Annotated in this window: 23 protein-coding genes; 10 read left to right on the top strand and 13 right to left on the bottom strand. The window is 59.9% G+C overall.

Going from position 1 to position 22,904, the window contains the following annotated elements; genetic code table 11:
* Positions 1-5: 5 nt before the first annotated feature.
* The 6 genes from potF (at position 6) to rlmC (ending at position 5,931) form a co-directional block, all read left to right on the top strand.
* A complete protein-coding gene (gene potF, locus AFK63_RS11870; protein WP_038863888.1) occupies positions 6-1,118 on the top strand; it encodes a spermidine/putrescine ABC transporter substrate-binding protein PotF in 1,113 nt (370 codons plus the stop codon).
* 139 nt (positions 1,119-1,257) lie between these two features.
* A complete protein-coding gene (gene potG, locus AFK63_RS11865) occupies positions 1,258-2,391 on the top strand; it encodes a putrescine ABC transporter ATP-binding subunit PotG (protein ID WP_148562986.1) in 1,134 nt (377 codons plus the stop codon).
* 11 nt (positions 2,392-2,402) lie between these two features.
* Positions 2,403-3,362, top strand: coding sequence for a putrescine ABC transporter permease PotH (potH, locus tag AFK63_RS11860; protein ID WP_038863886.1), 960 nt, complete (start codon positions 2,403-2,405; stop codon positions 3,360-3,362).
* Positions 3,359-4,204 carry a putrescine ABC transporter permease PotI gene (potI, locus tag AFK63_RS11855; RefSeq protein WP_007747033.1) on the top strand — a complete coding sequence of 282 codons (846 nt, stop codon included), beginning with the start codon at positions 3,359-3,361 and terminating at the stop codon, positions 4,202-4,204. The genes potH and potI overlap by 4 nt, the downstream gene beginning before the upstream one ends.
* Positions 4,205-4,317: 113 nt before the next feature.
* Positions 4,318-4,752, top strand: coding sequence for a YbjO family protein (locus AFK63_RS11850; protein ID WP_050568166.1), 435 nt, complete (start codon positions 4,318-4,320; stop codon positions 4,750-4,752).
* A gap of 51 nt (positions 4,753-4,803) precedes the next feature.
* Positions 4,804-5,931, top strand: coding sequence for a 23S rRNA (uracil(747)-C(5))-methyltransferase RlmC (gene rlmC / locus AFK63_RS11845; RefSeq protein WP_038863881.1), 1,128 nt, complete (start codon positions 4,804-4,806; stop codon positions 5,929-5,931).
* 49 nt (positions 5,932-5,980) lie between these two features.
* Here the strand turns inward: rlmC and AFK63_RS11840 are convergent, their stop codons facing one another.
* Genes AFK63_RS11840 through AFK63_RS11830 form a run of 3 tightly spaced genes read right to left on the bottom strand, consistent with a single transcriptional unit; the run spans position 5,981 to position 10,318 of the window.
* Positions 5,981-7,168 (bottom strand): glycoside hydrolase family protein, encoded by a 1,188-nt coding sequence (locus AFK63_RS11840; RefSeq protein ID WP_038863878.1) that lies wholly within the window; start codon positions 7,166-7,168, stop codon positions 5,981-5,983.
* A 28-nt stretch (positions 7,169-7,196) separates the two neighbouring features.
* Positions 7,197-8,456, bottom strand: a complete 1,260-nt coding sequence (locus tag AFK63_RS11835) for an oligosaccharide MFS transporter (protein WP_038863876.1) — start codon at positions 8,454-8,456, stop codon at positions 7,197-7,199.
* A gap of 17 nt (positions 8,457-8,473) precedes the next feature.
* The gene (locus tag AFK63_RS11830) at positions 8,474-10,318 is read right to left on the bottom strand and encodes a DUF2264 domain-containing protein (RefSeq protein ID WP_038863875.1); all 1,845 of its coding nucleotides are present in this window, start codon (positions 10,316-10,318) and stop codon (positions 8,474-8,476) included.
* A 191-nt stretch (positions 10,319-10,509) separates the two neighbouring features.
* Between AFK63_RS11830 and AFK63_RS11825 the strand changes: the two genes are divergently transcribed.
* The gene (locus AFK63_RS11825) at positions 10,510-11,361 is read left to right on the top strand and encodes an AraC family transcriptional regulator (protein ID WP_038863874.1); all 852 of its coding nucleotides are present in this window, start codon (positions 10,510-10,512) and stop codon (positions 11,359-11,361) included.
* A 38-nt stretch (positions 11,362-11,399) separates the two neighbouring features.
* On the opposite strand, the gene artJ is transcribed toward AFK63_RS11825, so the two are convergent.
* The 6 genes from artJ to AFK63_RS11795 form a co-directional block, all read right to left on the bottom strand.
* Positions 11,400-12,131 carry an arginine ABC transporter substrate-binding protein ArtJ gene (gene artJ, locus AFK63_RS11820; protein ID WP_038863873.1) on the bottom strand — a complete coding sequence of 244 codons (732 nt, stop codon included), beginning with the start codon at positions 12,129-12,131 and terminating at the stop codon, positions 11,400-11,402.
* 262 nt (positions 12,132-12,393) lie between these two features.
* Positions 12,394-13,062, bottom strand: coding sequence for an arginine ABC transporter permease ArtM (gene artM / locus AFK63_RS11815; protein WP_038863871.1), 669 nt, complete (start codon positions 13,060-13,062; stop codon positions 12,394-12,396).
* Entirely contained in the window at positions 13,062-13,778 is a 717-nt protein-coding gene (artQ, locus tag AFK63_RS11810) for an arginine ABC transporter permease ArtQ (RefSeq protein WP_038863869.1), read from the bottom strand. The genes artM and artQ overlap by 1 nt, the downstream gene beginning before the upstream one ends.
* Before the next feature lie 8 nt (positions 13,779-13,786).
* Entirely contained in the window at positions 13,787-14,518 is a 732-nt protein-coding gene (gene artI, locus AFK63_RS11805) for an arginine ABC transporter substrate-binding protein ArtI (protein ID WP_038863867.1), read from the bottom strand.
* Between the two features lie 20 nt (positions 14,519-14,538).
* A complete protein-coding gene (artP, locus tag AFK63_RS11800; RefSeq protein WP_038863866.1) occupies positions 14,539-15,267 on the bottom strand; it encodes an arginine ABC transporter ATP-binding protein ArtP in 729 nt (242 codons plus the stop codon).
* Between the two features lie 201 nt (positions 15,268-15,468).
* On the bottom strand, positions 15,469-15,996 hold the full coding sequence (locus AFK63_RS11795) for a lipoprotein (RefSeq protein WP_038863864.1): 528 nt from the start codon (positions 15,994-15,996) through the stop codon (positions 15,469-15,471).
* 127 nt (positions 15,997-16,123) lie between these two features.
* On the opposite strand from AFK63_RS11795, the gene AFK63_RS11790 reads away from it, so the two are divergent.
* On the top strand, positions 16,124-16,447 hold the full coding sequence (locus tag AFK63_RS11790) for a heavy metal-binding domain-containing protein (protein ID WP_004386731.1): 324 nt from the start codon (positions 16,124-16,126) through the stop codon (positions 16,445-16,447).
* On the top strand, positions 16,444-17,274 hold the full coding sequence (locus AFK63_RS11785) for an N-acetylmuramoyl-L-alanine amidase (protein WP_038863862.1): 831 nt from the start codon (positions 16,444-16,446) through the stop codon (positions 17,272-17,274). Before AFK63_RS11790 ends, AFK63_RS11785 begins: the two co-directional genes overlap by 4 nt.
* A 47-nt stretch (positions 17,275-17,321) precedes the next feature.
* Here AFK63_RS11785 and AFK63_RS11780 read toward each other — a convergent pair whose 3' ends face one another.
* The 3 genes from AFK63_RS11780 to poxB form a co-directional block, all read right to left on the bottom strand.
* Positions 17,322-18,338, bottom strand: coding sequence for an NAD-dependent epimerase/dehydratase family protein (locus AFK63_RS11780; protein WP_038863861.1), 1,017 nt, complete (start codon positions 18,336-18,338; stop codon positions 17,322-17,324).
* A gap of 129 nt (positions 18,339-18,467) precedes the next feature.
* Positions 18,468-19,475: a low-specificity L-threonine aldolase gene (gene ltaE, locus AFK63_RS11775; RefSeq protein ID WP_038863860.1), complete on the bottom strand. Its 1,008-nt coding sequence runs from the start codon at positions 19,473-19,475 to the stop codon at positions 18,468-18,470.
* A gap of 34 nt (positions 19,476-19,509) precedes the next feature.
* Positions 19,510-21,228 carry a ubiquinone-dependent pyruvate dehydrogenase gene (poxB, locus tag AFK63_RS11770; RefSeq protein ID WP_038863858.1) on the bottom strand — a complete coding sequence of 573 codons (1,719 nt, stop codon included), beginning with the start codon at positions 21,226-21,228 and terminating at the stop codon, positions 19,510-19,512.
* A gap of 152 nt (positions 21,229-21,380) precedes the next feature.
* Between poxB and AFK63_RS11765 the strand changes: the two genes are divergently transcribed.
* Positions 21,381-21,815 carry a DoxX family protein gene (locus AFK63_RS11765; RefSeq protein WP_038863856.1) on the top strand — a complete coding sequence of 145 codons (435 nt, stop codon included), beginning with the start codon at positions 21,381-21,383 and terminating at the stop codon, positions 21,813-21,815.
* Positions 21,816-21,934: 119 nt separating this feature from the next.
* On the opposite strand, the gene hcr is transcribed toward AFK63_RS11765, so the two are convergent.
* Positions 21,935-22,903 carry an NADH oxidoreductase gene (gene hcr / locus AFK63_RS11760; protein WP_038863855.1) on the bottom strand — a complete coding sequence of 323 codons (969 nt, stop codon included), beginning with the start codon at positions 22,901-22,903 and terminating at the stop codon, positions 21,935-21,937.
* Position 22,904: the final 1 nt, after the last annotated feature.

The raw sequence follows: 22,904 nt of genomic DNA, 5'->3' as shown, positions 1-22,904 counted from the left end.
CAGATATGTCCACCCAAAGTAAAAAATGGTTATCGGGTGTGGTTGCCGGTGCGTTGATGGCCGTTTGTGCGACAACCTCAGCGGCTGAACAGAAAACGCTGCATGTGTATAACTGGTCAGATTATATTGCCCCGGACACGATTGAGAATTTCACCAAAGAGACCGGCATTAAAGTTGTCTACGACGTGTTTGATTCCAACGAAGTGCTGGAAGGCAAACTGATGGCCGGCAGCACCGGCTTCGACCTGGTGGTGCCTTCTGCAAGCTTCCTTGAGCGCCAGCTCACCGCGGGCGTGTTCCAGCCGCTCGACAAGAGCAAACTGCCGAACTGGAAAAACCTCGACCCGGAAATCCTCAAGCTGGTGGCGAAGCACGATCCGGAGAATAAATACGCTATGCCTTATCTGTGGGCGACCACCGGCATCGGCTATAACGTCGACAAAGTGAAAGCGGCACTCGGCAAAGACGCCCCGGTCAACAGCTGGGATCTGGTGCTGAAGCCGGAAAACCTCGAAAAACTGAAAAGCTGCGGCGTCTCATTCCTGGATGCCCCGGAAGAGATCTTCGCTACCGTGCTGAACTACCTCGGTAAAGATCCGAACAGCAGCAAAGCGGATGACTACAGCGGCGCGGCGACCGACCTGCTGCTGAAGCTGCGTCCGAACATTCGCTATTTCCACTCCTCGCAATACATCAACGATCTGGCGAACGGCGACACGTGCGTGGCCATCGGCTGGGCGGGCGATGTCTGGCAGGCGGCGAACCGCGCGAAAGAAGCGAAAAACGGCGTCAATATCTCTTATTCCATTCCGAAAGAGGGTGCGCTGGCATTCTTTGACGTCTTCGCCATGCCGGCAGACGCCAAAAACAAAGAAGAAGCGTATCAGTTCCTCAACTACCTGATGCGCCCGGACGTCATGGCGCACATCAGCGATCACGTCTACTACGCAAGCGGCAACAAAGCCTCCACGCCGCTGGTGAGTAAAGAAGTGCGTGACAACCCAGGCATCTACCCGCCGGCGGATGTAATGGCCAAGCTCTTCACCCTGAAGGTACAGGAGCCGAAGCTCGATCGCGTGAGAACCCGCGCCTGGACCAAAGTGAAAAGCGGTAAATAAGGCCGCTTCGTCGTAAACGGTCTGCATCGGGGCGGTGCAGCTGCCCCAAAACAGGACAGAGGTCATGCGCCTCTGTTCTGCCATTTGTGCGGCAACCGGGCCGCACAGGTACTTTTGCTTTTTGCCGGAGAGCAATGTAGTGAACGACGCTATTCCCCGCCCACAGGCGAAACCCCGCAAGGCGCTGACCCCGCTGCTGGAAATCCGTAACCTGACCAAATCGTTTGACGGCCAGCACGCCGTGGACGACGTCAGCCTGACTATCTATAAAGGCGAAATTTTTGCGCTGCTTGGCGCCTCCGGGTGCGGAAAATCGACGCTGCTGCGCATGCTCGCGGGCTTTGAAGCGCCGACCGCCGGGCAGATTGTCCTGGACGGCGTGGATCTCTCCCATGTGCCGCCGTACCAGCGCCCCATCAATATGATGTTTCAGTCCTACGCGCTCTTTCCGCATATGACGGTCGAGCAGAATATCGCTTTCGGCCTGAAGCAGGACAAACTGCCGAAGGCGGAAATCACCAGCCGCGTCGAAGAGATGCTCGGGCTGGTGCATATGCAGGAGTTCGCCAAACGTAAGCCGCACCAGCTTTCCGGCGGCCAGCGTCAGCGCGTGGCGCTGGCCCGCAGCCTGGCCAAACGCCCAAAACTGCTGCTGCTTGACGAGCCGATGGGGGCGCTGGATAAAAAACTGCGCGACCGTATGCAGCTCGAAGTGGTGGATATTCTTGAGCGCGTCGGCGTTACCTGCGTGATGGTAACGCACGATCAGGAAGAAGCGATGACGATGGCGGGCCGCATCGCCATTATGAACCGCGGCAAGTTTGTGCAGATAGGCGAACCCGAAGAGATTTACGAGCATCCGACCACGCGCTACAGCGCTGAGTTTATCGGCTCGGTCAACGTATTCGACGGCCTGCTGCGCGAGCGCCGCGACGACGGGTTAATCATCGACGCACCGGGGCTGGTGCATCCGCTCAAGGTTGACCCGGACGCCTCGGTGGTGGACGGCGTGCCGGTCCACGTGGCGCTGCGCCCGGAAAAGGTCATGCTCTGCGACGAGCCGCCGGCGGATGGCTTTAACTTCGGCGTGGGCGAGGTGGTGCATATCGCCTATCTTGGCGACCTCTCTATCTACCATGTGCGTCTGCACAGCGGGCAGATGATCAGCGCCCAGTTGCAGAACGCGCACCGCTACCGCAAAGGCGCGCCCACCTGGGGCGATGAAGTGCGCCTGTGCTGGGATGCGGACAGCTGCGTTGTGCTGACGGTGTAAGGAGGCGAAAGATGAGTTCCCTTGAACGTCAAACCGAGCCGCCGTCCGCCGCGCCCGGCGGTTTCCGGCTGTGGCTCGCGCGCCTGCAAATGGCGCATGGCCGTAAACTGGTTATCGCGCTGCCGTATCTGTGGCTGATCCTGCTGTTTATGCTGCCATTCCTGATTGTCTTCAAAATCAGCCTGGCGGAAATGGCGCGGGCGATCCCGCCCTACACCGATCTGGTGAGCTGGGCGGACGATCAGTTGTCGGTGACGCTGAACATCGCGAACTTCCTGCAACTGACCGACGATCCGCTCTATTTCGAGGCGTATTTGCAGTCGTTACAGGTAGCGGCGGTCTCGACGCTGTTCTGTCTGCTGCTCGGTTATCCGCTCGCCTGGGCGGTGGCGCACAGCAAACCGTCGACGCGCAACATCCTGTTGCTGTTGGTGATCCTGCCGTCGTGGACGTCATTTCTTATTCGCGTCTACGCCTGGATGGGCATTCTCAAAGAGAACGGCGTGCTGAATAACGTGCTGCTGTGGCTTGGCGTTATCGACCAGCCGCTCGCGATTCTGCACACTAACCTCGCGGTCTATATCGGGATTGTCTACGCCTATCTGCCGTTTATGGTGCTGCCGATTTATACCGCGCTGACCCGCATCGACTATTCGCTGGTGGAGGCGTCGCTGGATCTGGGCGCCCGTCCGGTGAAAACCTTCTTCAGCATTATCGTGCCGCTGACCAAAGGCGGCATTATCGCAGGCTCGATGCTGGTGTTTATTCCGGCGGTGGGGGAGTTTGTTATTCCGGAACTGCTCGGCGGGCCGGACAGCATCATGATTGGTCGCGTGCTGTGGCAGGAGTTCTTTAACAACCGCGACTGGCCGGTGGCCTCAGCGGTGGCGATCACCATGCTGGTGGTGCTTATCGTGCCCATCATGTGGTTCCACAAGTATCAGAACAAAACGATGGGAGACCATGCATGAACAATCTGCCTGTGGTGCGCTCGCCGTGGCGCATTCTGATCCTGGTGGTCGGCTTCGCGTTCCTCTACGCGCCGATGCTGATGCTGGTGGTTTACTCGTTTAACAGCTCCAAACTGGTGACGGTATGGGCCGGCTGGTCGACCCGCTGGTATGGCGAGCTGTTCCGCGATTCCGCGATGATAAGCGCAGTCGGGCTGAGCCTGACGATTGCCGCCTGCGCCGCGACGATGGCGGTGGTGCTTGGCACTATTGCGGCGGTGGTGATGGTGCGGTTCGGGCGCTTTCGCGGCTCGAACGGCTTTGCCTTTATGCTCACCGCGCCGCTGGTCATGCCGGATGTCATCACCGGGCTGTCGCTGCTGCTGCTGTTTGTAGCCCTCGGTCACGCCATCGGCTGGCCGTCGGACCGTGGGATGCTGACCATCTGGCTCGCGCACGTCACGTTCTGCACCGCCTATGTGTCGGTGGTCATCAGCTCTCGCCTGCGCGAGCTGGACCGCTCGATAGAAGAGGCGGCGATGGATCTCGGCGCCGCGCCGCTGAAGGTATTCTTCGTCATCACCCTGCCGATGATCATGCCCGCGGTGGTCTCAGGCTGGCTGCTCGCCTTTACGCTCTCGCTCGACGATCTGGTTATCGCGAGCTTTGTCTCGGGGCCGGGCGCCACGACGCTGCCGATGCTGGTCTTCTCCAGCGTGCGCATGGGCGTTAACCCGGAGATTAACGCGCTGGCCTCCATCATCCTCGCCGTTGTCGGCGTTATCGGCCTGATCGCCTGGTTTTTCATGGCGCGGGCAGAAAAGCAGCGACTGCGCGACATCCAGCGTGCAAGGCATAGCTGAAGCGCCTAAAATCTGCAATCATGTGCTCCCAGCGCCGCGTATGACGCGGCGCTGTTTCACAGGGAAGGCGAGATTTGGACATTTTCAGCAAAGCGCGACAATCACACGCCCGAATGAACGCTCCTACGCTGGTACAGGTGGCGGCGATAGCCATTATTTCCACGCGCTGCCTGGATCTGCTGATGCTGTTTAACCTGCTGGGCGTGCGCGGCGTGATGGATTTTATCCACCGCAGCGTACAGACCTGGAGCCTGACGCTGATTTTCTTCGGCAGTCTGGTGTTGTTGTGTATCGAGTTTCGCTGCGCTTTCGTCATTCTGAAAGGCCGCGCCTGGGGGCGCTGGGTTTTTTTGCTCACCCAGATTATCGCCACAAGCTATCTGTGGGCGGCGTCGCTCGGCTGGGGTTATCCTGAACTTTTCAGCATCGCGGGCGGCTCCCGCCGCGAGATTTTCCATTCGCTTGCGATGCAAAAACTGCCGGATTTGCTGGTGCTTTCCCTGCTGTTTATTCCCGCCCGCAGCCGACGATTTTTCCGACTACAGTAATCCTGCGGCGTGATAGAATCGCCGGTCCGCGTTTTTTTAAGGTTTTTAGCTATGCACTGCGCACTCTATGACGCGGGGCGCTGCCGCTCCTGTCAGTGGATTGAACAGCCCCTCGACACTCAACTTGCCGCCAAAATGTCCGATCTGCGAGCGCTGCTGGCTGAATTGCCGGTGGGTGAGTGGTGCGCGCCGGTCAGCGGGCCGGAACAGGCGTTTCGCAACAAGGCCAAAATGGTGGTGAGCGGGAGCGTGGAAAAACCGCTGCTCGGCATGCTGCACCGCGACGGCACGCCGGTGGATTTGACCGAATGCCCGCTCTATCCGGCGTCGTTTTACGCGGTCTTTGCGGCGTTAAAACCGTTTATCGCCCGCGCGGGGCTAACGCCGTATAACGTTGCCCGTAAGCGCGGCGAACTGAAATATCTGCTGTTGACCGAAAGCACGCTCGACGGCGGGCTGATGCTGCGATTCGTACTGCGATCGACCACCAAACTCGCCCAGCTGCGCGCCGCGCTGCCTGCGCTGCTGGCGCAACTGCCGCAGTTGAAAGTAGTGACCGCCAACATTCAGCCGGTGCATATGGCGATTATGGAAGGCGAGGAGGAGATCTGGCTCACGGAGCAGCAGGCGCTGGCCGAGAATTTCAACGGCGTGCCGCTGTGGATCCGCCCGCAGAGTTTTTTCCAGACTAACCCGACGGTGGCGAGCGCGCTGTACGCCGCAGCCCGAGACTGGGTGCGCGCGCTGCCGGTAAACCATATGTGGGATCTGTTTTGCGGCGTGGGCGGTTTTGGCCTGCACTGCGCGACGCCTGCGATGACGCTGACCGGCATTGAAATCGCGCCGGAAGCCATCGCCAGCGCCCGCGCCTCGGCGCAACAGCTTGGCCTGCGTCACGTGCATTTTCAGGCGCTCGACTCTACGAATTTCGCGACCGGCCAGCAGGCTGTGCCGGATCTGGTGCTCGTCAACCCGCCACGGCGCGGCATCGGCGAGGCGCTGTGCGACTATCTAAGCCGTATGTCGCCGAAATACCTTATTTACTCCAGCTGTAACGCCCAGACGATGGCGAAAGATATCAAACAGCTCCCCGGCTACCGGATTGCGCGCGTGCAGCTGTTCGATATGTTCCCGCATACTGCGCATTACGAGGTGCTGACGCTGCTGGTGCGGCAGTAAATTCTGGCAGGGCGGGTAAACGACGCGCACCCGCCATGCGTACCGTCCCTTACCAGTAAAGCTTCCAGCTTTGCGACAGCCGCGTCAGCGCTTCCATGTAGAAATAGTCGCCCCAGCTGCAACACTCATCGACGCCTTTGTCGCTCGCCAGATGGTAAACCGAATGCTTCAACAGACCGTTGCAGGCGTCTTCGGGCTTCGCCAGATAGCCCTGCGTCAGGGACGCGAAAATATATAGCGCCCACTGCTCGCAGACGGCGCGATCCGGGTCGGTGGCGGGCAGATGTTTGATAAGCTCCAGCAGCCCGCATACGGTAATCGCAGCGGCGGACGAATCACGCAGCGCGTCAGTACCCTGCAGCGCCAGATCCCAGTGGCAGACCCCGTCTTCCGGCAGGCGGTTGAGGAAATAGCTCGCGAGCTTCTTCGATAGCCCTACCATCCGTTTATCGCCGGTATAGCGGTAACTCAGCAGAAACCCGTAAATTCCCCATGCCTGGCCGCGCGACCAGCAGGAATCATCGGCGTAACCCTGCTGGGTGTTGCCGAAACGCGGATCGCCCGTTACCGGATCCATATAATAGGTATGCCACGACGAGGCGTCCGGGCGCACCAGATAACGCGCCGCCTGATTCACGTGCGCCTGCGCCGCCGCCGCGAAACGCCCGTCGCCGGTCTGCTCGCTCGCCCACCAGAGCAGCGGCAGGTTCATGTTGCAGTCGATAATCATCCGCCCCGCCTGCTCGGGGTCATCCAGATTGCCCCAGGCCTGAATAATTTGCGCCCTGGGATGATAACGCTCAAGCAGCGCCTCGGCCGCCAGCAGCGCGAAGCCACGCGCCTCGCGGCTGGCGTTGAGCCGCCAGTCTGCCACGCAGGAGAGCGTATAGAGAAAGCCCAGATCGTGCGTGTTAGTGTCGTGACGCCCGGCGATACGTGCGCCAAACGAGCGCACCTGACGCTGCGCGGCGGCGCGAAACGCCTCATCGCCAGACAGCTCCCACGCCAGCCAAAGCTGGCCGGTCCAGAAGCTGGTTGTCCACTCGACGTTTTCCGTCAGCGGGTAATACCCTTGCACACAGGTTTCAGCGGGGAAACGATCGCCAAACGCGGCCAGATTCTGGCGCAGACGCGCCAGCACGGCTTCGCGGGTTTGGCCAAGCGTCTCGCGTAGGGCGGCCAGACCGGGCGTCTGCGGCGGAGAGATAAACGGTTCACTGGCGATGGATTGCAACATAACAGCTCCTTAAAAGTGTGTCTGACAGTCAGTTTTTCACCGCCGCCGCGGTGTGAGCCGCGCCGGCGCGCTTGCTCTGACAGGCGGAAAGGGTAAAGGCGGAAATGAACGTAAAGGTGAGGGCGATAGCGCCCATCAGGATGTAGGTCTGCTCGAAGCCGATGCGGTCATAGAGATACCCTGCGGGCGATGACACCACCACGTTGCCGACGTAGAGCATCGCCTGGTAGCCCAGCAGATACATGGTGGCGTTGACGCGCTTGTCGAAATGCTCGGCGATATATTTGAACACCGACACCAGCAACAGGCAGATTTCGAGCCCGTAGAGCGGCTTAAGCACCGAAATCAGCAGGTGGGAATCACACAGGCCCGAGATAATCAGCCGCGCGCCCACCACCAGGCCGACAATCAGCAGTCCTTTTTTGGCCCCCACGTAATTCACAAATACCGGCACCACCATGTACATCACAAATTCCATACCGGACTGCACCGTGCCGAGGTAGCCGAACACCGCGTTGCCCTGCTGCACGTCGTCAAAGAAAGTGACGAAATAGCGCGAAAACTGCTGCTCGGCGATGAACATCATCCAGGCGACGCCCGCTACGTAGAGGCAGAACGCCCAGAACTTACGGCTGCGCAGCAGTTCATACACGTCGCTCATGGCAATTTTCTGTTTCGAAAGCACCTCGCTTGCGTGGGTGGTGGACGTGTTGACCTTCAGGCTCAGCAATACGCCGAGCATGACCAGCGACGCGACGCTGCCGAGCATAAAGTTATACGCAGGGGAGAGGTTAAACAGCAGGCCGGAGAACGACGAGGCGACCGCCCAGCCGAGCGAGCCCCACATGCGGATCTGCCCAAACTCCATGCCGTTCAGGCGGCTGTAGCGATCGGTGTAGGATTCACAGGCGGCGACGCCTGCATACCACGCGAAGCTTAAATAAATCGCGCCGACGATAATCCCGAGCAGCGTATTCGAGATGAGCAACGGTTGATAAACATAGATAAAAAACGGCGCCATCAGCGCGGACATGCCCACCACAAAATAGAGCAGGTGTTTGCTCATGCCGATTTTATCGAGAATGTAGCCATACACGGGCTTGAGGATCACCGAGAAAATCCCGTTTACCGCAAACACGGTTCCGATGACCGAACCGCTCAAATGGGTTTTCTGGCCGAGCCAGATAGCCAGCAGACCGATGCTGGCAGACCAGGTAAAGAAGTAGAGAAAGATAAAACTACTGATTTTCACGTATTCCGCTTTATTCGCAGCAGTGATGTTTTTCATACAGACCTCTCAGGGGCTTATTTATTGTTGTAGAGCGGGATGCGGCGCGCCTCGCCGTCCGGCGTACGCAGGCACAGGGCATCATCCAGAAAGGCGATAGCCGGCGCGTGCGAAAGCGCGTCGGGCGCGCCGATAACGCCTGCCGCCGCGCAGCACAGCCAGGTGTCGCCTGGGGCTATCGCGCCGCTAAGAGCCGCAATAGCGGCGCATTCGGCAAACATCACGCTGCTGTTAGGCGGGGTAATGACCGGTTCCGGCTGTCGGGCGTTAGCGGGAGACAGCTCGACGATGGCGCAGGCGCCGTACGGGGCATGGATGTCGCAGCGGCCTGGTAGGGTTTCAACACGTGTCGTTTGCGGCTGCCAGCGCGTGGCGAAGGCGCCTTCGACGCTGTGGAGTTCGCGGGCGCTGCGAATATGGTGCACGCGCAACTGCCACACGCCGCAGGGGATAAGCCAGGTCGCGACCTGTACGTCATGCCACGGCGACCAGCGCGAGAAAATATGGTCGTGCGCGGTAATCACCTCGTCGCACGCGCGGCGGCCGCGGTAGTAGCCGTCGTTTTCGCACAGCAGCAGCATGGAATCGCAGGCCGCGTGTTTAATGCCATAGCGACCACGCTCAAGGGTGAAGCCGAAATGGCTGGAGTAGGCGAATTTGGTGTATTTGGCCTCGGTATTCACATAGTTATTCAACTCCAGCTGGCCTGCGGTCAGCAGCCAGGCGTGGCGCGACGCTTCGCTGTGAACAAGCAACTGCGAGGCCTCGGGAATAGCGTGATGCCCGTCGGCGAGCGGCAGCGGCGCTTCCTGCGCCTGCCAGAACGGATGCGTTTGCGGGAGCGCCAGCACCAGAAACACCTTCAGCGCCCAGTACGGGGAGCCGGGGGAATTATAGTCCTCGCACATCGCGAGATTGGGGCAGGCGTAGCCGAGCGTGAGGATGTCGTCGCGATCGAGAATCGGCTGTTCCATCCACCAGCGCAGGTGGCGCAGCACGATGCCTTTCACCACGCCCGGCGTATAAACTTCCAGGCCGGAGAACGCGACGGCGCTCCAGAACGCGACCATCGCGAAGCGGTAGGTGAGGCTGCGGCCAAACGGAATTGACGCCCCGCTGGTTGCGGAAAACCAGATGAAATCCGTGGCGAACCGGCGCGCGCGGTCGCGAAGCGTGGCGGCGCGTTCGGCGTCGTCCTGTGCCATTAGCGTGGCGTAGACCAGCCCGTAGAAGTGAAACGCCATCGAGATGTAGTAATCCCTCGGGCGGCCTGGGCCATCGGCGTACCAGCCGTTGCCGAGGTAATACGCCTCCATGCGGGCGAAGCGCGCCTCCAGCACATCGCGCCGCCACGGCAGCCCGGCGCGCTTAAAGCCCAGCTCCACGAGGATCGCGAAGTAATTCCAGTTGCTGTCCGGCATGTCGGCGTCAGCAATCTGGCGCAGCCAGCGACAGAGATTATCGAGTTCGCGGGCGCTGAACCGCGCGGTGAGCGTCTCCTGCAACAGCGCAAGCCCCAGCCCGTAGGCCGCCATCTCCACCAGCCGCTGATCGTAAGGGCCGGTATCTCCCCAGTAGCCTGGATGCTGCGGATCGGTGCCGTGGCGGATGGCCGTCAGGTATTTTTCACACTCCGGCGGCGCATCGCCGCCCGCCATCAGCGGAAACAGGCCCCACAACGCGCGCGACAGCCCCTCCATGCGAGCGATGTCCGGCCCGTAGTGCGCGCAGGTCGCCCCGAGCGTAATGCCGGTGTCGCCTGCCACAAACTGCGCGTCCAGCCCGCGCAACAGCCGCATCAGCAGCGCCGCTACATCGCTGCGGGAAGAGAGCGGATTTTCTCTGTTTTTCTCGCCTGCCATTATTCACCTCATCAATGCGCTTGTATCGCGCTGCGCTCCTGCGTAATGGGTGCAAGCATAGGTAAGCCGGGCGAGGGCTAAATGTTAGCTGTGTCACAGGGTGACGCATTCCCTAAGACACTGTTTGAGAAAATTTAAAACTATGGTTTATAACTCCTGTCACCTGGCCAAAAATTGAAATCTGTTGCCCTGTGGATACCGCCTGCGAAAAATCGCTGCTGGAGCTTATCTCGCTCGATGACGACATCGTCTCGTTCAGCCGCCTGTATGCCAATTCGATTCGCTATCATCACTGGCATCAGTGTCTGGAGCTACTGTATGTGGAGGAGGGCTACGGCGTGGTGATGGTGGATAACCAGCAATACACGATGCGTCCCGGACGGCTGTTTATCTTTCCGCCGATGACGCTGCATAAAGTGATGGTGGAGGAGAGCGAGCGTGAGCGCTACCGGCGCACGGTTATCCATCTGGATAATCACGCCGCGCTGCGGCTGCTCACGCCGTTCGCGCAGCGCCATGCGCGGCTGGCGCAGCTCTGTCAGCGCGGCGCGCGCGCAACCGTGGTGGATTTCGCCGACATTCACGCGCATCTTGACCATCTTTTCACGCTTTACGCGCCGCGACTCGCGAAAGGGCGTAGCGAGCATGAAGAGGTGGCGAGCTTTTTAATCCATCTGCTGAGCCTGTTACCGCAGACGCCCGCGCCGCTGCCGCGCGCCAGCAATACGCTCTCAACGCAGGTGATGTACTGGGTGGAAGAACACTACGCGCAGAAATTCAGCCTCAGCGCGCTGGCGCAGAAGCTTAACCGTTCGCGCAGCTATCTTTCGCGTCGCTTTCAGCAGGAGACGGGGGAGGCTATCCACGACTATCTGACGACGTTCCGGCTGCGCAAAGCGTGCGAGCTGTTACGCCATCACGCGTACAGCGTGGCGGAGATCGCGCAGATGACCGGATTTTCCGATACCACGTATTTCATCAGTTGCTTTCGCAAGCGGCTTGGCGAAACGCCGTTGCAGTACCGCAAATCGCGAAAAAATTAAGGCCCGCATGGCGGGCCCTGGAAGGCGAGACGCGACGCTTACTGCGGGAACCACTGGTCGCTGATTTTCTGGTATGTGCCGTCGGCTTTGATGGCTTCCAGCGCGTCGTTGAGCTTTTTCAGCAGCGCGACGTTTTCCGGGCGTACCGCGATGCCAAGCCCGGTGCCGAAGTATTGCGGGTCGGTTACTTTTTCCGTGGCGGTGCCAAGCTGCGGGTTATTCTTCAGCCATTCATTCACCACGGCGGTATCCCCGAAGACGCCGTCGAGACGGCCATTTTTCAGGTCGATAATCGCGTTCTGGTAGCTGTCATACGCCACGGTTTTCACTTCCGGGTGTTTATCCTGGAGGTATTTCTGGTGCGTGGTGCCGTTTTCCATGCCGATGCGTTTGCCTTTCAGTTCATCGAAAGATTTGTACGCGCCTTTTTTGGCAATCACCACCGCGGAGTTGGCGTAATAGGGCGCGGTAAACGCGACCTGTTTCTGGCGCTCGGGCGTGATGTCCATACCGGAGATGACGGCGTCATATTTTTTAAATTTTAGCGCCGGGATCAGGCTGTCGAACGCATGGTTGGTGAATGTGCACTCCGCCTGCATTTTTTTGCATAACGCTTTAGCGAGATCGATGTCAAAACCGACGATCTGATTGCTGGCGTCGAGCGACTCGAACGGCGGGTAAGTGGCGGATGAGCCGAAGCTGATTTTATCTGCGGCAGTGGCGTGGAAAGCGGCACCCGCCAGCATGGCGGCCAGAATGATTTTTTTCATGCGTAAAGCTCCCGTCTGTCAATCTCGTTATAAATCACCGTTTACCCGGCGTGATAACACCATGCCATTAAGTGAATTTTTATTCAATAAAAATGTATAAATATTTTTATTTGCCGGCGCAGGGGGGCAGAGGGGGCGCTTCGCTCGCCCCTCCAGCAAAAGAGGAGTATGTTGCTTCAGGTTTTACAGGGCGGGTAAGCGAAGCGTATCCGCCATCAAACATACCGCCCTCCCCGCAAGGAGGAGGGCGGGGTGAGGGGAACTAGCTGCGGCGCTCAAACGCCAGCGCGCGACGCTCAATCAGGCGCATCAGCAGCGTTAACAGGCCGTTGACGATAAGATAAATCACGCCCGCCGCGCCAAACACCATCACGTCATAGGTGCGGCCATACAGCAGTTGCCCGTGGCCCATCACTTCCATCAGCGTGATCGTGTAGGCGAGCGACGTACTCTTAAACACCAGCACCACTTCGTTGGAATACGACGAGAGCGCGCGCTTAAACGCATACGGCAGCAGGATAGCGAGCGTATCTTTGCGGCTCATGCCGAGCGCGCCGCAGGACTGCCACTGGCCGTCCGGGATAGCCCGGATAGCGCCGTAAAAGAGCTGCGTGGTATACGCCGCCGAGTTCAGCGACAGCGCCACCAGCGCGCACAGCCACGGCTCGGAAAGCACGTGCCACAGCCACGGATAGTTCTGCAGCGACGGAAACTGCCCTGGCCCGTAGTAAATCAGGAAGATCTGCACCAGCAGCGGCGTCCCGGTGAACAGCGTAATGTAGCCGCGCACCAGCCAGACCAGCACCGGCGTTTTCAGCGTCAGGATAATCGTGAAGATAACCGACAGCACCAGCGCCACGGCGATGGACGCCACGGTGAGCGTCAGGCTGGTGTGCAGCCCTTTGAGAAGCTCCGGCAAGTAATCAAGCATCAGCCAGGCCTCCGCTCAAAACGCGTGGCGCGCAGGTCAATACGCTTGAGGATGTACTGGCTTATCAGGGTGATCACCAGATAAATCGCCGCCGCGACAATGTACCAGGTAAACGGCTCCTGGGTGCGGGTGGCGATGCTTTTGGTTTGCAGCATCAAATCGTTCACGCTAATCAGCGACACCAGCGCGGTGTCTTTCAGCAGCACCAGCCACTGGTTGCCAAGCCCCGGCAGCGCGTGGCGCCACATCTGCGGCATCACCAGGCGGAAGAAAATGGCCGATTTCGACAGTCCCAGCGCCTGGCCCGATTCCCACTGACCGTGCGGAACGGCTTTCAGCGCGCCGCGCAGCGTCTGGGAGGCGTACGCGGAGTAGAGCAGCGCGAGCGCAATCACGCCGCACAGAAACGGGCTGACATCGAAGTTATCGATCTGCACCTGCACGGGAATAGTGGCGAACCCCAGCGGAATGGTAAACCCGTCCGAGAGCGTCAGCAGCAGTTGCGACGAGCCGAAATAGATAAACAGCACCACCAGAATTTCCGGCAGGCCGCGCAGCAGCGTCACCAGCGCCGTGGCGAGCCACGCCACGGGCCGCCACTTCGCCGATTCCAGGACCGCGAACAGCATCGCCAGCACCAGGCCCAGGCAAAGGGCGCAGACGGCAAGGCCGACGGTCATCCCGGCGGCGCTTGCTAATGGAAACATTTCGTTCATTCAGGCGATTACTTCTGGAACCATTTGTCGTAGATGGCTTTGTACGTGCCGTCTTTTTTCACTTTCTCCAGCGCGGTGTTGAATTTCTGCTGAAGTTCAGTGTTGCCCTGGCGCACCGCGATGCCAAGACCGGTGCCGAAGTAGTCTTTGTCCGTCACTTTATCGCCAACCGCGGCCAGTTTCGGATTGGTTTTCAGCCATTCGGTTACGACGGCGGTATCGCCAAACACGGCATCGATGCGGCCATTTTGCAGATCCAGACGCGCGGTCTGGTAGCTGTCATAAGGCACGGTGGTGATTTCCGGGTGTTTGTCGGTAATGAATTTCTGGTGAGTGGTGCCGTTCTGCACGCCCACGCGTTTGCCTTTCAGCTGCGCAATACTGCTGTTTTTACCCTGCAGGCCGACAAACAGCGCGGAGTTGTCGTAATACGGCGCGGTGAACAGCACCTGTTTTTCACGCTCAGGGGTAATATCCATGCCCGCCATTACCGCATCCACGCGCTTGAATTTCAGCGCCGGGATCAGGCTGTCGAACGCCTGGTTGGTGAACGTACAGGTCGCGTCTATCTCTTTACACAGCGCATTGGCCAGATCGACGTCGAAACCGACGATTTTATTGCTCGCGTCCATCGACTCAAACGGCGGGTAAGAGGCTTCGGTCGCGAAACGGATAGTTTGTGCTGCGGCGGCGGAAAGGCTAACGCTTGCAAGAAGCGCGGCAATTAATACGTTTTTCATTGTCATTATTCCGGTCATCTTTAGTGGGAAAGATAGTTTTTAAACGCGTCGGTCGCAGGCGCGCTAAAGCAGCTCGCGTCGCCCTGCTCGATAATATGTCCATTTTCCATATAGACCACACGACTGGCGGTTTTACGCGCCACTTCCACTTCGTGCGTCACGATAACCTGCGTGATCCCGGTCTGTGACAGCTCGCGGATAATGCTGACGATCTGGGCGGTGATTTCCGGGTCGAGCGCGGCGGTCGGCTCGTCAAACAGCAGCACCTGCGGCTCCATCATCAGCGCGCGCGCAATCGCCACGCGCTGCTGCTGACCGCCGGAGAGGTGCAGCGGATAACGATCGACATAAGGCGTCAGGCGCAGGCGCTCCAGCAGTTTGTCGGCACGCTGACGCGCGGCCTCTTTGCTAAGCCCCAGCACCCGGCACGGCGCTTCGATAAGATTATCCAGCACCGTCAGGTGCGGCCACAGATTGTACTGCTGGAACACCATGCCGACATTGCGGCGCAGTTCGCGGATAGCTTTATCGCCCGGCGCTTTCGAGAAGTCGAACTGGTTGCCCGCAATGCTGAGCTGCCCGGAACGCGGCATTTCCAGCAAATTGAGTACCCGCAGCAGCGAGCTTTTCCCCGCGCCGCTTGGGCCAAGCAACACCAGCGTTTCGCCCTCAGGGCAGCTGAGCGTGATGTCAAACAGCGCCTGATGCGCGCCGTAAAAGCAGTTTATGCCGTTTAGTTGAATACTCATGCGTAGCAGTTGAATAGCAATTGAGACCGCGAATAGTACCGTTGGCAGAATAGTTATGCAATATTAGTGCGTTAAAACTTAATATTCTCCACATTTACGGTACAAAACCAGCACGATATAGCGGGGTGGGGGTGGGGCAAGAATAAATGTCGGCCAGATGGCGCTAAGCCAGACGGTTTATCGCACCCACTCCCGCCGCGCTTAGCGGCGCTCCAGCGACTGGCGCAGCGTGCCCGCTGGCGCATGTACGTTGCCGCCAAGATAGCGCACGTCATCCACGGCCCAGCACTGGCCTTCGCGCACCATCAGCACTTCATCCAGCCATTTTGTCTCGCCGCGCTGCTGCTCCACGCGTAGCGGAATATTGCGCGCGTCGGTGTTGGGAATGCGCGAGGCGCTGGCGACGCGCACGCTCTCAGGCGCGTCGGTGCGGCTGGAGAATGGATCGGTGCGTAAGAAGCCGTTATCGGCGTGGTTTTCGCGGTTCGATTTATCAAGAAGCTGATAGAGCGAATCGCTTAAATAGGGACGTAAATCGGTCAGGCGCGTCAGCCCCTGGCTGCGCTGTTCGATGCGGTGCTGGTAGAACTGTTCCGCCACGGCATCAGGGCCGCCTTCCACGCACGGGCCGCTGCGCGAGCCGATATCCTTAAAGGCGGGCGTCACGGTGGTACAGGCGCTCAGCATCAGGGCGCACGGAAGAACCAGAGTCAGAACGGTATGGCGCATTTTTATTTCCTTATTCCGGTAAGCAGGACTACGTTTCTTGTCACAGGACTTTTTTAGCATAGCGTATCGTTACCGAATTGCGTCTGGTATCGTCTGCTAACGCATTGATAGCCAAAAGGAGAGAACCATGCAGTTTTCCACCACGCCAACCCTGGAAGGACAAGTTATCGTTGAGTATTGCGGCGTCGTCACCGGCGAGGCGATCCTCGGCGCCAATATTTTCCGCGACTTTTTTGCAGGCATCCGCGATATCGTCGGCGGCCGTTCCGGCGCGTATGAAAAAGAGCTGCGCAAGGCGCGTGAAATCGCATTTCGCGAGCTGGGCGACCAGGCCGCGTCGCTCGGCGCCGATGCCGTCGTCGGCATTGATATCGATTATGAAACTGTCGGTAAAGACGGTAGCATGCTGATGGTGAGCGTCAGCGGCACGGCGGTGAAAACCCGTCGATGAAACTGCGTTTCTGGCCGCTGCTGCTGGCGGCGCTGCTCGCAGGGTGCGCGGGCGAAAAAGGGATTGTCGATCGCGGCGATTATAAAGTGGATACGCGCCGGGCGGCGCAGGCGGCGTATCCGCGCATTAAAGTGCTGGTTATTCACTACACCGCCGATGATTTCGACACGTCGCTTGCCACGCTGACTGACCGGCACGTCAGCTCGCACTATCTGATCCCGGCGAACCCGCCTGAAAAAGGCGGCAAACCGGTTATCTGGCAACTGGTGCCGGAGCGCGAGCTGGCGTGGCATGCGGGCGCGAGCTTCTGGCGCGGCGCCACACGGCTAAATGACACCTCTGTCGGCATCGAGCTTGAGAACTATGGCTACCGGAAAATCGACGGGCAGAAGCGTTTCTTCCCGTTCAGCCCGCCGCAGATAGCCGTGCTCAGCAAGCTTGCGCGCGACATCATCCACCGCTACCAGATTACGCCGCAGAACGTCGTGGCGCATGCGGATATCGCGCCGCAGCGCAAAGACGATCCGGGGCCGCTGTTCCCGTGGCAGGCGCTGGCGGCGCAGGGCATCGGGGCGTGGCCGGATGAACAGCGCGTCGCGTTTTATCTCGCCGGGCGCAACCCTTATGCGCCGGTAGATGAAAACACGCTGCTGGATCTGCTGGCGCGCTACGGCTATGACGTGACGCCGCAAATGAGCGAAGCGCAGCGCAAACGCGTCATTCAGGCGTTCCAGATGCATTTCAGGCCCGCGCGCTATGACGGCCTGCCGGACGCGCAGAGTCAGGCGATCGCCGAGGCGTTGCTGGAGAAATACGGTCAGGGGTAATGAAGAAAACGCCGCAAAATGCAGCGTTAATTTTTACAGGCAAGGCGTTATCCGCGGTGCAACGTGCCGTGGTCGCGCAGCCAGTACGCGGTGCGCTCAATGCCGTCATCCAGCGACACCACAGGCTTATAGCCCAGCTCGCTTTCGGCGCGGCTGATATCCAGCGTGAAATCGAAATTCAGCTTTGAAACGCCGTAGTGCGTCAGCGCCGGCTCTTTATGCGAATGCTTGCCGAGGCGCTCCAGGCTTCGCGCCATCATATCCAGCATCGGATAAGGCACCGAGCGGATACGACACGAAATTCCCAGCTCATCAATCAGCTTCTGCACGATACTTTTCAGCGGACGCGCTTCGCCGTTAGTGATGTTATACGCGCGCCCCGACGGCAGCGCGTCGCAGGCGCTGCTGCTGGCAAGCCACATCGCGTGAACCGCGTTTTCATGGTAAGTCATATCCACCATTGCCTCGCCGCCGCGTGGCAGCAGCACGCTGCCGTAATGGCGCATCATCTGCACCAGACGCGGGAAAAAGACTTTATCGTGCGGCCCGAACAGGCTTTGCGGACGCAGAATGGTAAAGCGCGTCTGCGGGTTCGCCTGCGCCAGCAGCTGGATAACCTCTTCGCTGGCGGCCTTGCTGCGCGCGAACGCGTTCGCCATCCGGTGCGGGCGGAAATCTTCGCGAATATCGCGATGGTGGTGATAATCGAAATAGAGCGCGGGGGAGGAGATATGCACGAAGTTGCGCACGCCCCAGGCGACGGCCCATTCGCCGAGACGGCGAGTGGCGCGCACGTTGGCAAGATCGAACGCCTCCTGCGGGCCCCAGGGCGAGGTAAAGCTCGAACAGTGCCAGAGGGTATCAATACCGGCCAGCATGACTTTCGCCTGCGAGGATACCAGCTCGGTTAAATCGGCAGGGATAAATTCCGCGCCCATTTTCTCCAGCAGCTTGCCCATCGCTTCATTGCGCCCGGTGGCCCGGACCTGGACACCCTGATGACGTAAATATTCGACCGCGTTTCGGCCTAAACCGCTGGTGGCGCCCGTGACCAGTACCTTCATATCGATCCACTGTGCTGTAACGTTTAGCCGCGCATTCTTCCGTGAAATCAGCGCTGATGCAATGGGTACAACGTAACAATGCGCGTAAGCGCAGCTGAACAGGCCCCTTGCCGCAGCGCTGTAAAGGCGTTATGCCGCCTGCTGTAAAAACTCCCGCCAGTATGCCACGACGGTTTCAAGCTGTTCGCGGTTGACATCAAGGTGCGTCACCAGACGCGTCACCGGGGCGGCGCTTATCAGCACGTCGCGCGTTTTCATAAACGCGCCGAGCGCGGCGACCTGCGCCGGCGGCACGCGGATGAACAGCATATTGGTGTCGTGGCGACGCACATCCGCGCCCACATCGCGCAGCGCCGCGGCAAGCCAGGCGGCGTTGTCGTGATCCTCTTTCAGACGCGTAACGTTATGCTCCAGCGCATAAAGCCCGGCGGCCGCGAGAATACCGGCCTGACGCATGCCGCCGCCGGTCATTTTCCGCCAGCGTTTTGCGCGCTGAATGTACTCATGGCTGCCGAGCAGCAGCGAGCCCACCGGCGCGCCGAGCCCTTTGGAGAGGCAAATCGTGAACGTATCGCAAAACTGCGCGATATCTTTCAGCTCGCAGCCATACGCCACTACTGCGTTAAAGATGCGCGCGCCGTCCACATGCAGCGCGAGACCGCGCTCGCGGGTAAATTCCCACGCCTGTTGAAGATAATCGCGCGGCAGTACTTTGCCGTTATGGGTATTTTCAAGGCTTAACAGGCGGGTGCGGGCGAAGTGCACATCGTCGGGTTTGATTTTCGCCGCGACGTTATCAAGCGGCAGCGTGCCGTCACTGTTGGCGTCAATCGGCTGCGGCTGAATGCTGCCGAGCACCGCTGCGCCGCCGGCTTCATAGAGATAATTGTGCGCGAGTTGTCCGACAATATACTCCTCGCCGCGCTCGCAGTGACTCAGCAGCGCCACCAGGTTCGCCTGGGTGCCGGTAGGCAGAAACAGCGCCGCCTCTTTGCCGCTCAGGTGCGCCGCATACTCCTGCAGCGCGTTAACGGTCGGGTCGTCGCCATAGACATCATCCCCGGTGGGGGCCGCCATCATACGCGCCAGCATGGCGTTGCCAGGGCGCGTGACGGTATCACTGCGTAAATCGATCACGGTATATCCTTTTCGGTGAACAGAAACGTCTCTTTTACCGGAACCAGTTGGTTTTCGCCAGATCGATAACTTCATCCCCGCGGCCATTGATGATGGCGCGCAGCATATAGAGGCTAAAGCCCTTAGCCTGTTCCATCTTGATTTGCGGCGGCATCGCCAGCTCCTCTTTGGCGACGGCGACATCCACCACCACCGGGCCGTCGGTGCTGAAGGCGCGTGAGAGCGCGTCATCCAGCTCGCTCGCTTTTTCCACGCGAATGCCCGGAATGCCGCACGCTTCGGCGATGCGCGCGTAATTAGTCGCGTGCAGATCGGTGCCGTCGGTCAGGTAGCCGCCCGCTTTCATTTCCATCGCCACAAAGCCGAGCACGCTGTTGTTAAAGACGATGACTTTCACCGGCAGGTTGAGCTGCACCAGCGAGAGCAGATCGCCCATCAGCATGCTGAAGCCGCCGTCGCCGCACATCGCCACCACCTGACGCCCCGGCGCGCTCGCCTGGGCGCCGATCGCCTGCGGCATGGCGTTCGCCATCGAGCCGTGGTTGAACGAACCCAGCAGGCGGCGTTTGCCGTTCATCTCCAGATAGCGCGCCGCCCACACGGTCGGCGTGCCGACATCGCAGGTGAAAATCGCGTCCGGCGCGGCGAAGTGGCTTATCTGACGGGCCAGATACTGCGGGTGCAGCGCCTTTTCACTCGGCTGCGCCAGGTCGTCGAGCCCTTTGCGCGCGTCGCGGTAATCCTCCAGCGCTTTATCCAGGAAATGCCGGTCAGTTTTCTCCTCCAGCAGCGGCAGCAGAGCGGCGAGTGTCGCTTTCACATCGCCCACCAGCGCCATGTCGACTTTGCTGTGCGCGCCGATGCTGCCGGGGTTGATATCTATCTGGATGATTTTGGCGTGAGTCGGGTAGAACGCGCGATAGGGAAAACGGGTGCCGAGAAGGATCAGCGTGTCGGCGTTCATCATGGTGTGGTAGCCGGACGAGAAGCCGATAAGCCCGGTCATGCCCACGTCGTACGGGTTGTCGTACTCGACATGCTCTTTGCCGCGAAGCGCATGGACGATGGGTGCTTTCAGCGTACGGGCGAACGCCACCAGCTCCTCATGCGCGCCCGCGCAGCCGCTGCCGCACATCAGCGCGATGTTATCGGAGTAGCGCAACAGCTGGGCGAGTTTTTTAAGTTCGTCCTGCGGCGGCACGATAACCGGCTGCGGCGCGTGATACCAGGCGGGATTCACATCTTCCGGCGCGGGTTTGAGCGCCACATCGCCCGGCAGCACTATCACCGAGACGCCGCGTTCCAGCACGGCTTTACGCAGCGCGATGGCGAGCACCTGCGGGATCTGCTCCGGCGTCGACACCAGCTCACAGTAATGGCTGCACTCGCGGAACAACTCCTGCGGGTGCGTCTCCTGGAAATAGCCGCTGCCGATTTCGCTGGAGGGAATGTGCGCGGCAATCGCCAGTACCGGGACGTTGTTGCGATGGCAGTCAAACAGCCCGTTGATGAGATGCAGGTTGCCCGGCCCGCAAGAGCCCGCGCACACGGCCAGCTCGCCGGTCAGCTGCGCTTGCGCGCCCGCCGCGAAGGCCGCCACCTCTTCATGGCGCGTCGACATCCAGTCGATGGTGCCCATGCGGTTTAAGCTGTCGCTAAGGCCATTGAGCGAGTCGCCGGTTACGCCCCAGATGCGTTTCACGCCCGCCTGCTCCAGGGTTTTTGCGATATAGGACGCCACGGTCTGTTTCATTTTCCCTCCTTAGTGCGTTGTCTGTGATACCGGTTACAAGCTTAGTCCAAATTGCTTTGCAGGCAGCGGGAATAGCCTTTAATTTCATATGGATTTGTGGGCGGCCACGCCGCTGGGCGTCGCCGGGACAGCGATTCAGACGGAATAAAAAAATGCTAACGACAACACTCACCGCCTTTAACCGGGCGCTGGACAGAGAGGCTTTAGGTAAATTACTGCTGCGCCTGACCGTGGGCGGGCTGATGCTGTTTCATGGGGTGCATAAGCTGCTGGATGGCGTGGACGGCATCGCCGGGATGCTGGCGGCGCGCGGCCTGCCGGAGTTTATCGCGTACGGTACGCTGGTGGGCGAGGTGGTGGCGCCGCTGCTGGTGATTTTGGGCATTCTGACGCGCCCGGCAGCGCTCGTCATCGCCTTTACGATGGTTGTCGCGTGGCTGATGGTGGGTATGGACAAGACGTGGATGCTCGATAAAACCGGCGCATGGGCCATTGAGAATATCGTCTATTTCTTCACCGGCGCGCTGGCGGTGGCGTTTTGCGGCGCCGGGCGGTATTGCGTCGCGCGCCGCCCGGCGTGGCAGTGAGTGAAGGGCCGGCAGGTGTGCGTACAGGCAGAAAGGCGGGTGGCGCTTCGCTGACCAGCCCTACCATTATTGCCAGCAAGCACAGGGCGGGTAAGCGTTAACGCACCCGCCCTGTGTCGTCAGGCCAGCACCAGATCGCTTGCCGGATGGCACGAACACGCCAGCACATAGCCGTCGGCTATCTCCTGATCGGTCAGCGTCATTGTGCTCGTCACGCTGTATTCGCCGGAAAGTACCCGCGTTTTGCAACAGCCGCACACGCCTGCGCGGCACGCGGCGTTCACCGGCACTTTATTGCTCTCCAGCGCCTCCAGCAGCGTGGTGCCAACCGCGCCATAAAATTCGCGTGCAGGCGTAAGCGTGGTGAATTTAAGCCCGCTGGTGGCGGCCCCGGCGACCGGCGTGAAGAACTGCTCTTTAAAAAAGCGCGTCACGCCGAGCGCTTTCACTTCCTGCTCGACGAAATCCATATACGGCGCGGGGCCGCAGACCATCACGGTACGGCTGGCGAGATCCGGCACCGCCTCCAGCATGGCCCGGGTTAAACGCCCGTGCGCAAAGCCCGGCGCGTCGCCATTTTCCGCAACCAGCGTTACCGGATAGTCGCGCCATTCGTCGGCGAAAATCACATCCTGCGGCGTGCGCACGTTATAAATCACCTGCACGTCAGCCTGTGGACGATACTTCGCCAGCCACCGGCGCATCGACATAATCGGTGTCACGCCGCAGCCGCCTGCCAGCAGCAAAAAGCGTTCGCTGGTTTTATCCGCGCAGGTGAAGCCGCCCTGCGCGTCGGAAAGCCACAGATAATCGCCGCGTTTCACCTCGCGCGTCAGCCAGCCGGAGCCTTCGCCGTCGTCGATCCGGCGCACCGTTAAGGTGATAAACGGGCTCACGCCAGGCGTTGAAGAGAGCGTGTAAGCGCGCAGCGTATCGGCGCGATTGCGAATGCTCACCAGGGCATACTGCCCCGCCTGGTACGGATAGAAATCGTGGCACAGGAGCGACAGCGTCCAGACATCCGGCGTCTCCTGCCGGATGTGGTGAACCTGCATGCGCCACGGGCATTGTGGGGTTGGCATCGTCATG

The sequence above is a fragment of the Cronobacter muytjensii ATCC 51329 genome (genome assembly GCF_001277195.1).
Classification (GTDB): Bacteria; Pseudomonadota; Gammaproteobacteria; order Enterobacterales; family Enterobacteriaceae; genus Cronobacter; species Cronobacter muytjensii.
The sequence above is the reverse complement of the archived record's forward strand: the minus strand, read 5'-3'. Positions and strand labels throughout refer to the sequence as shown.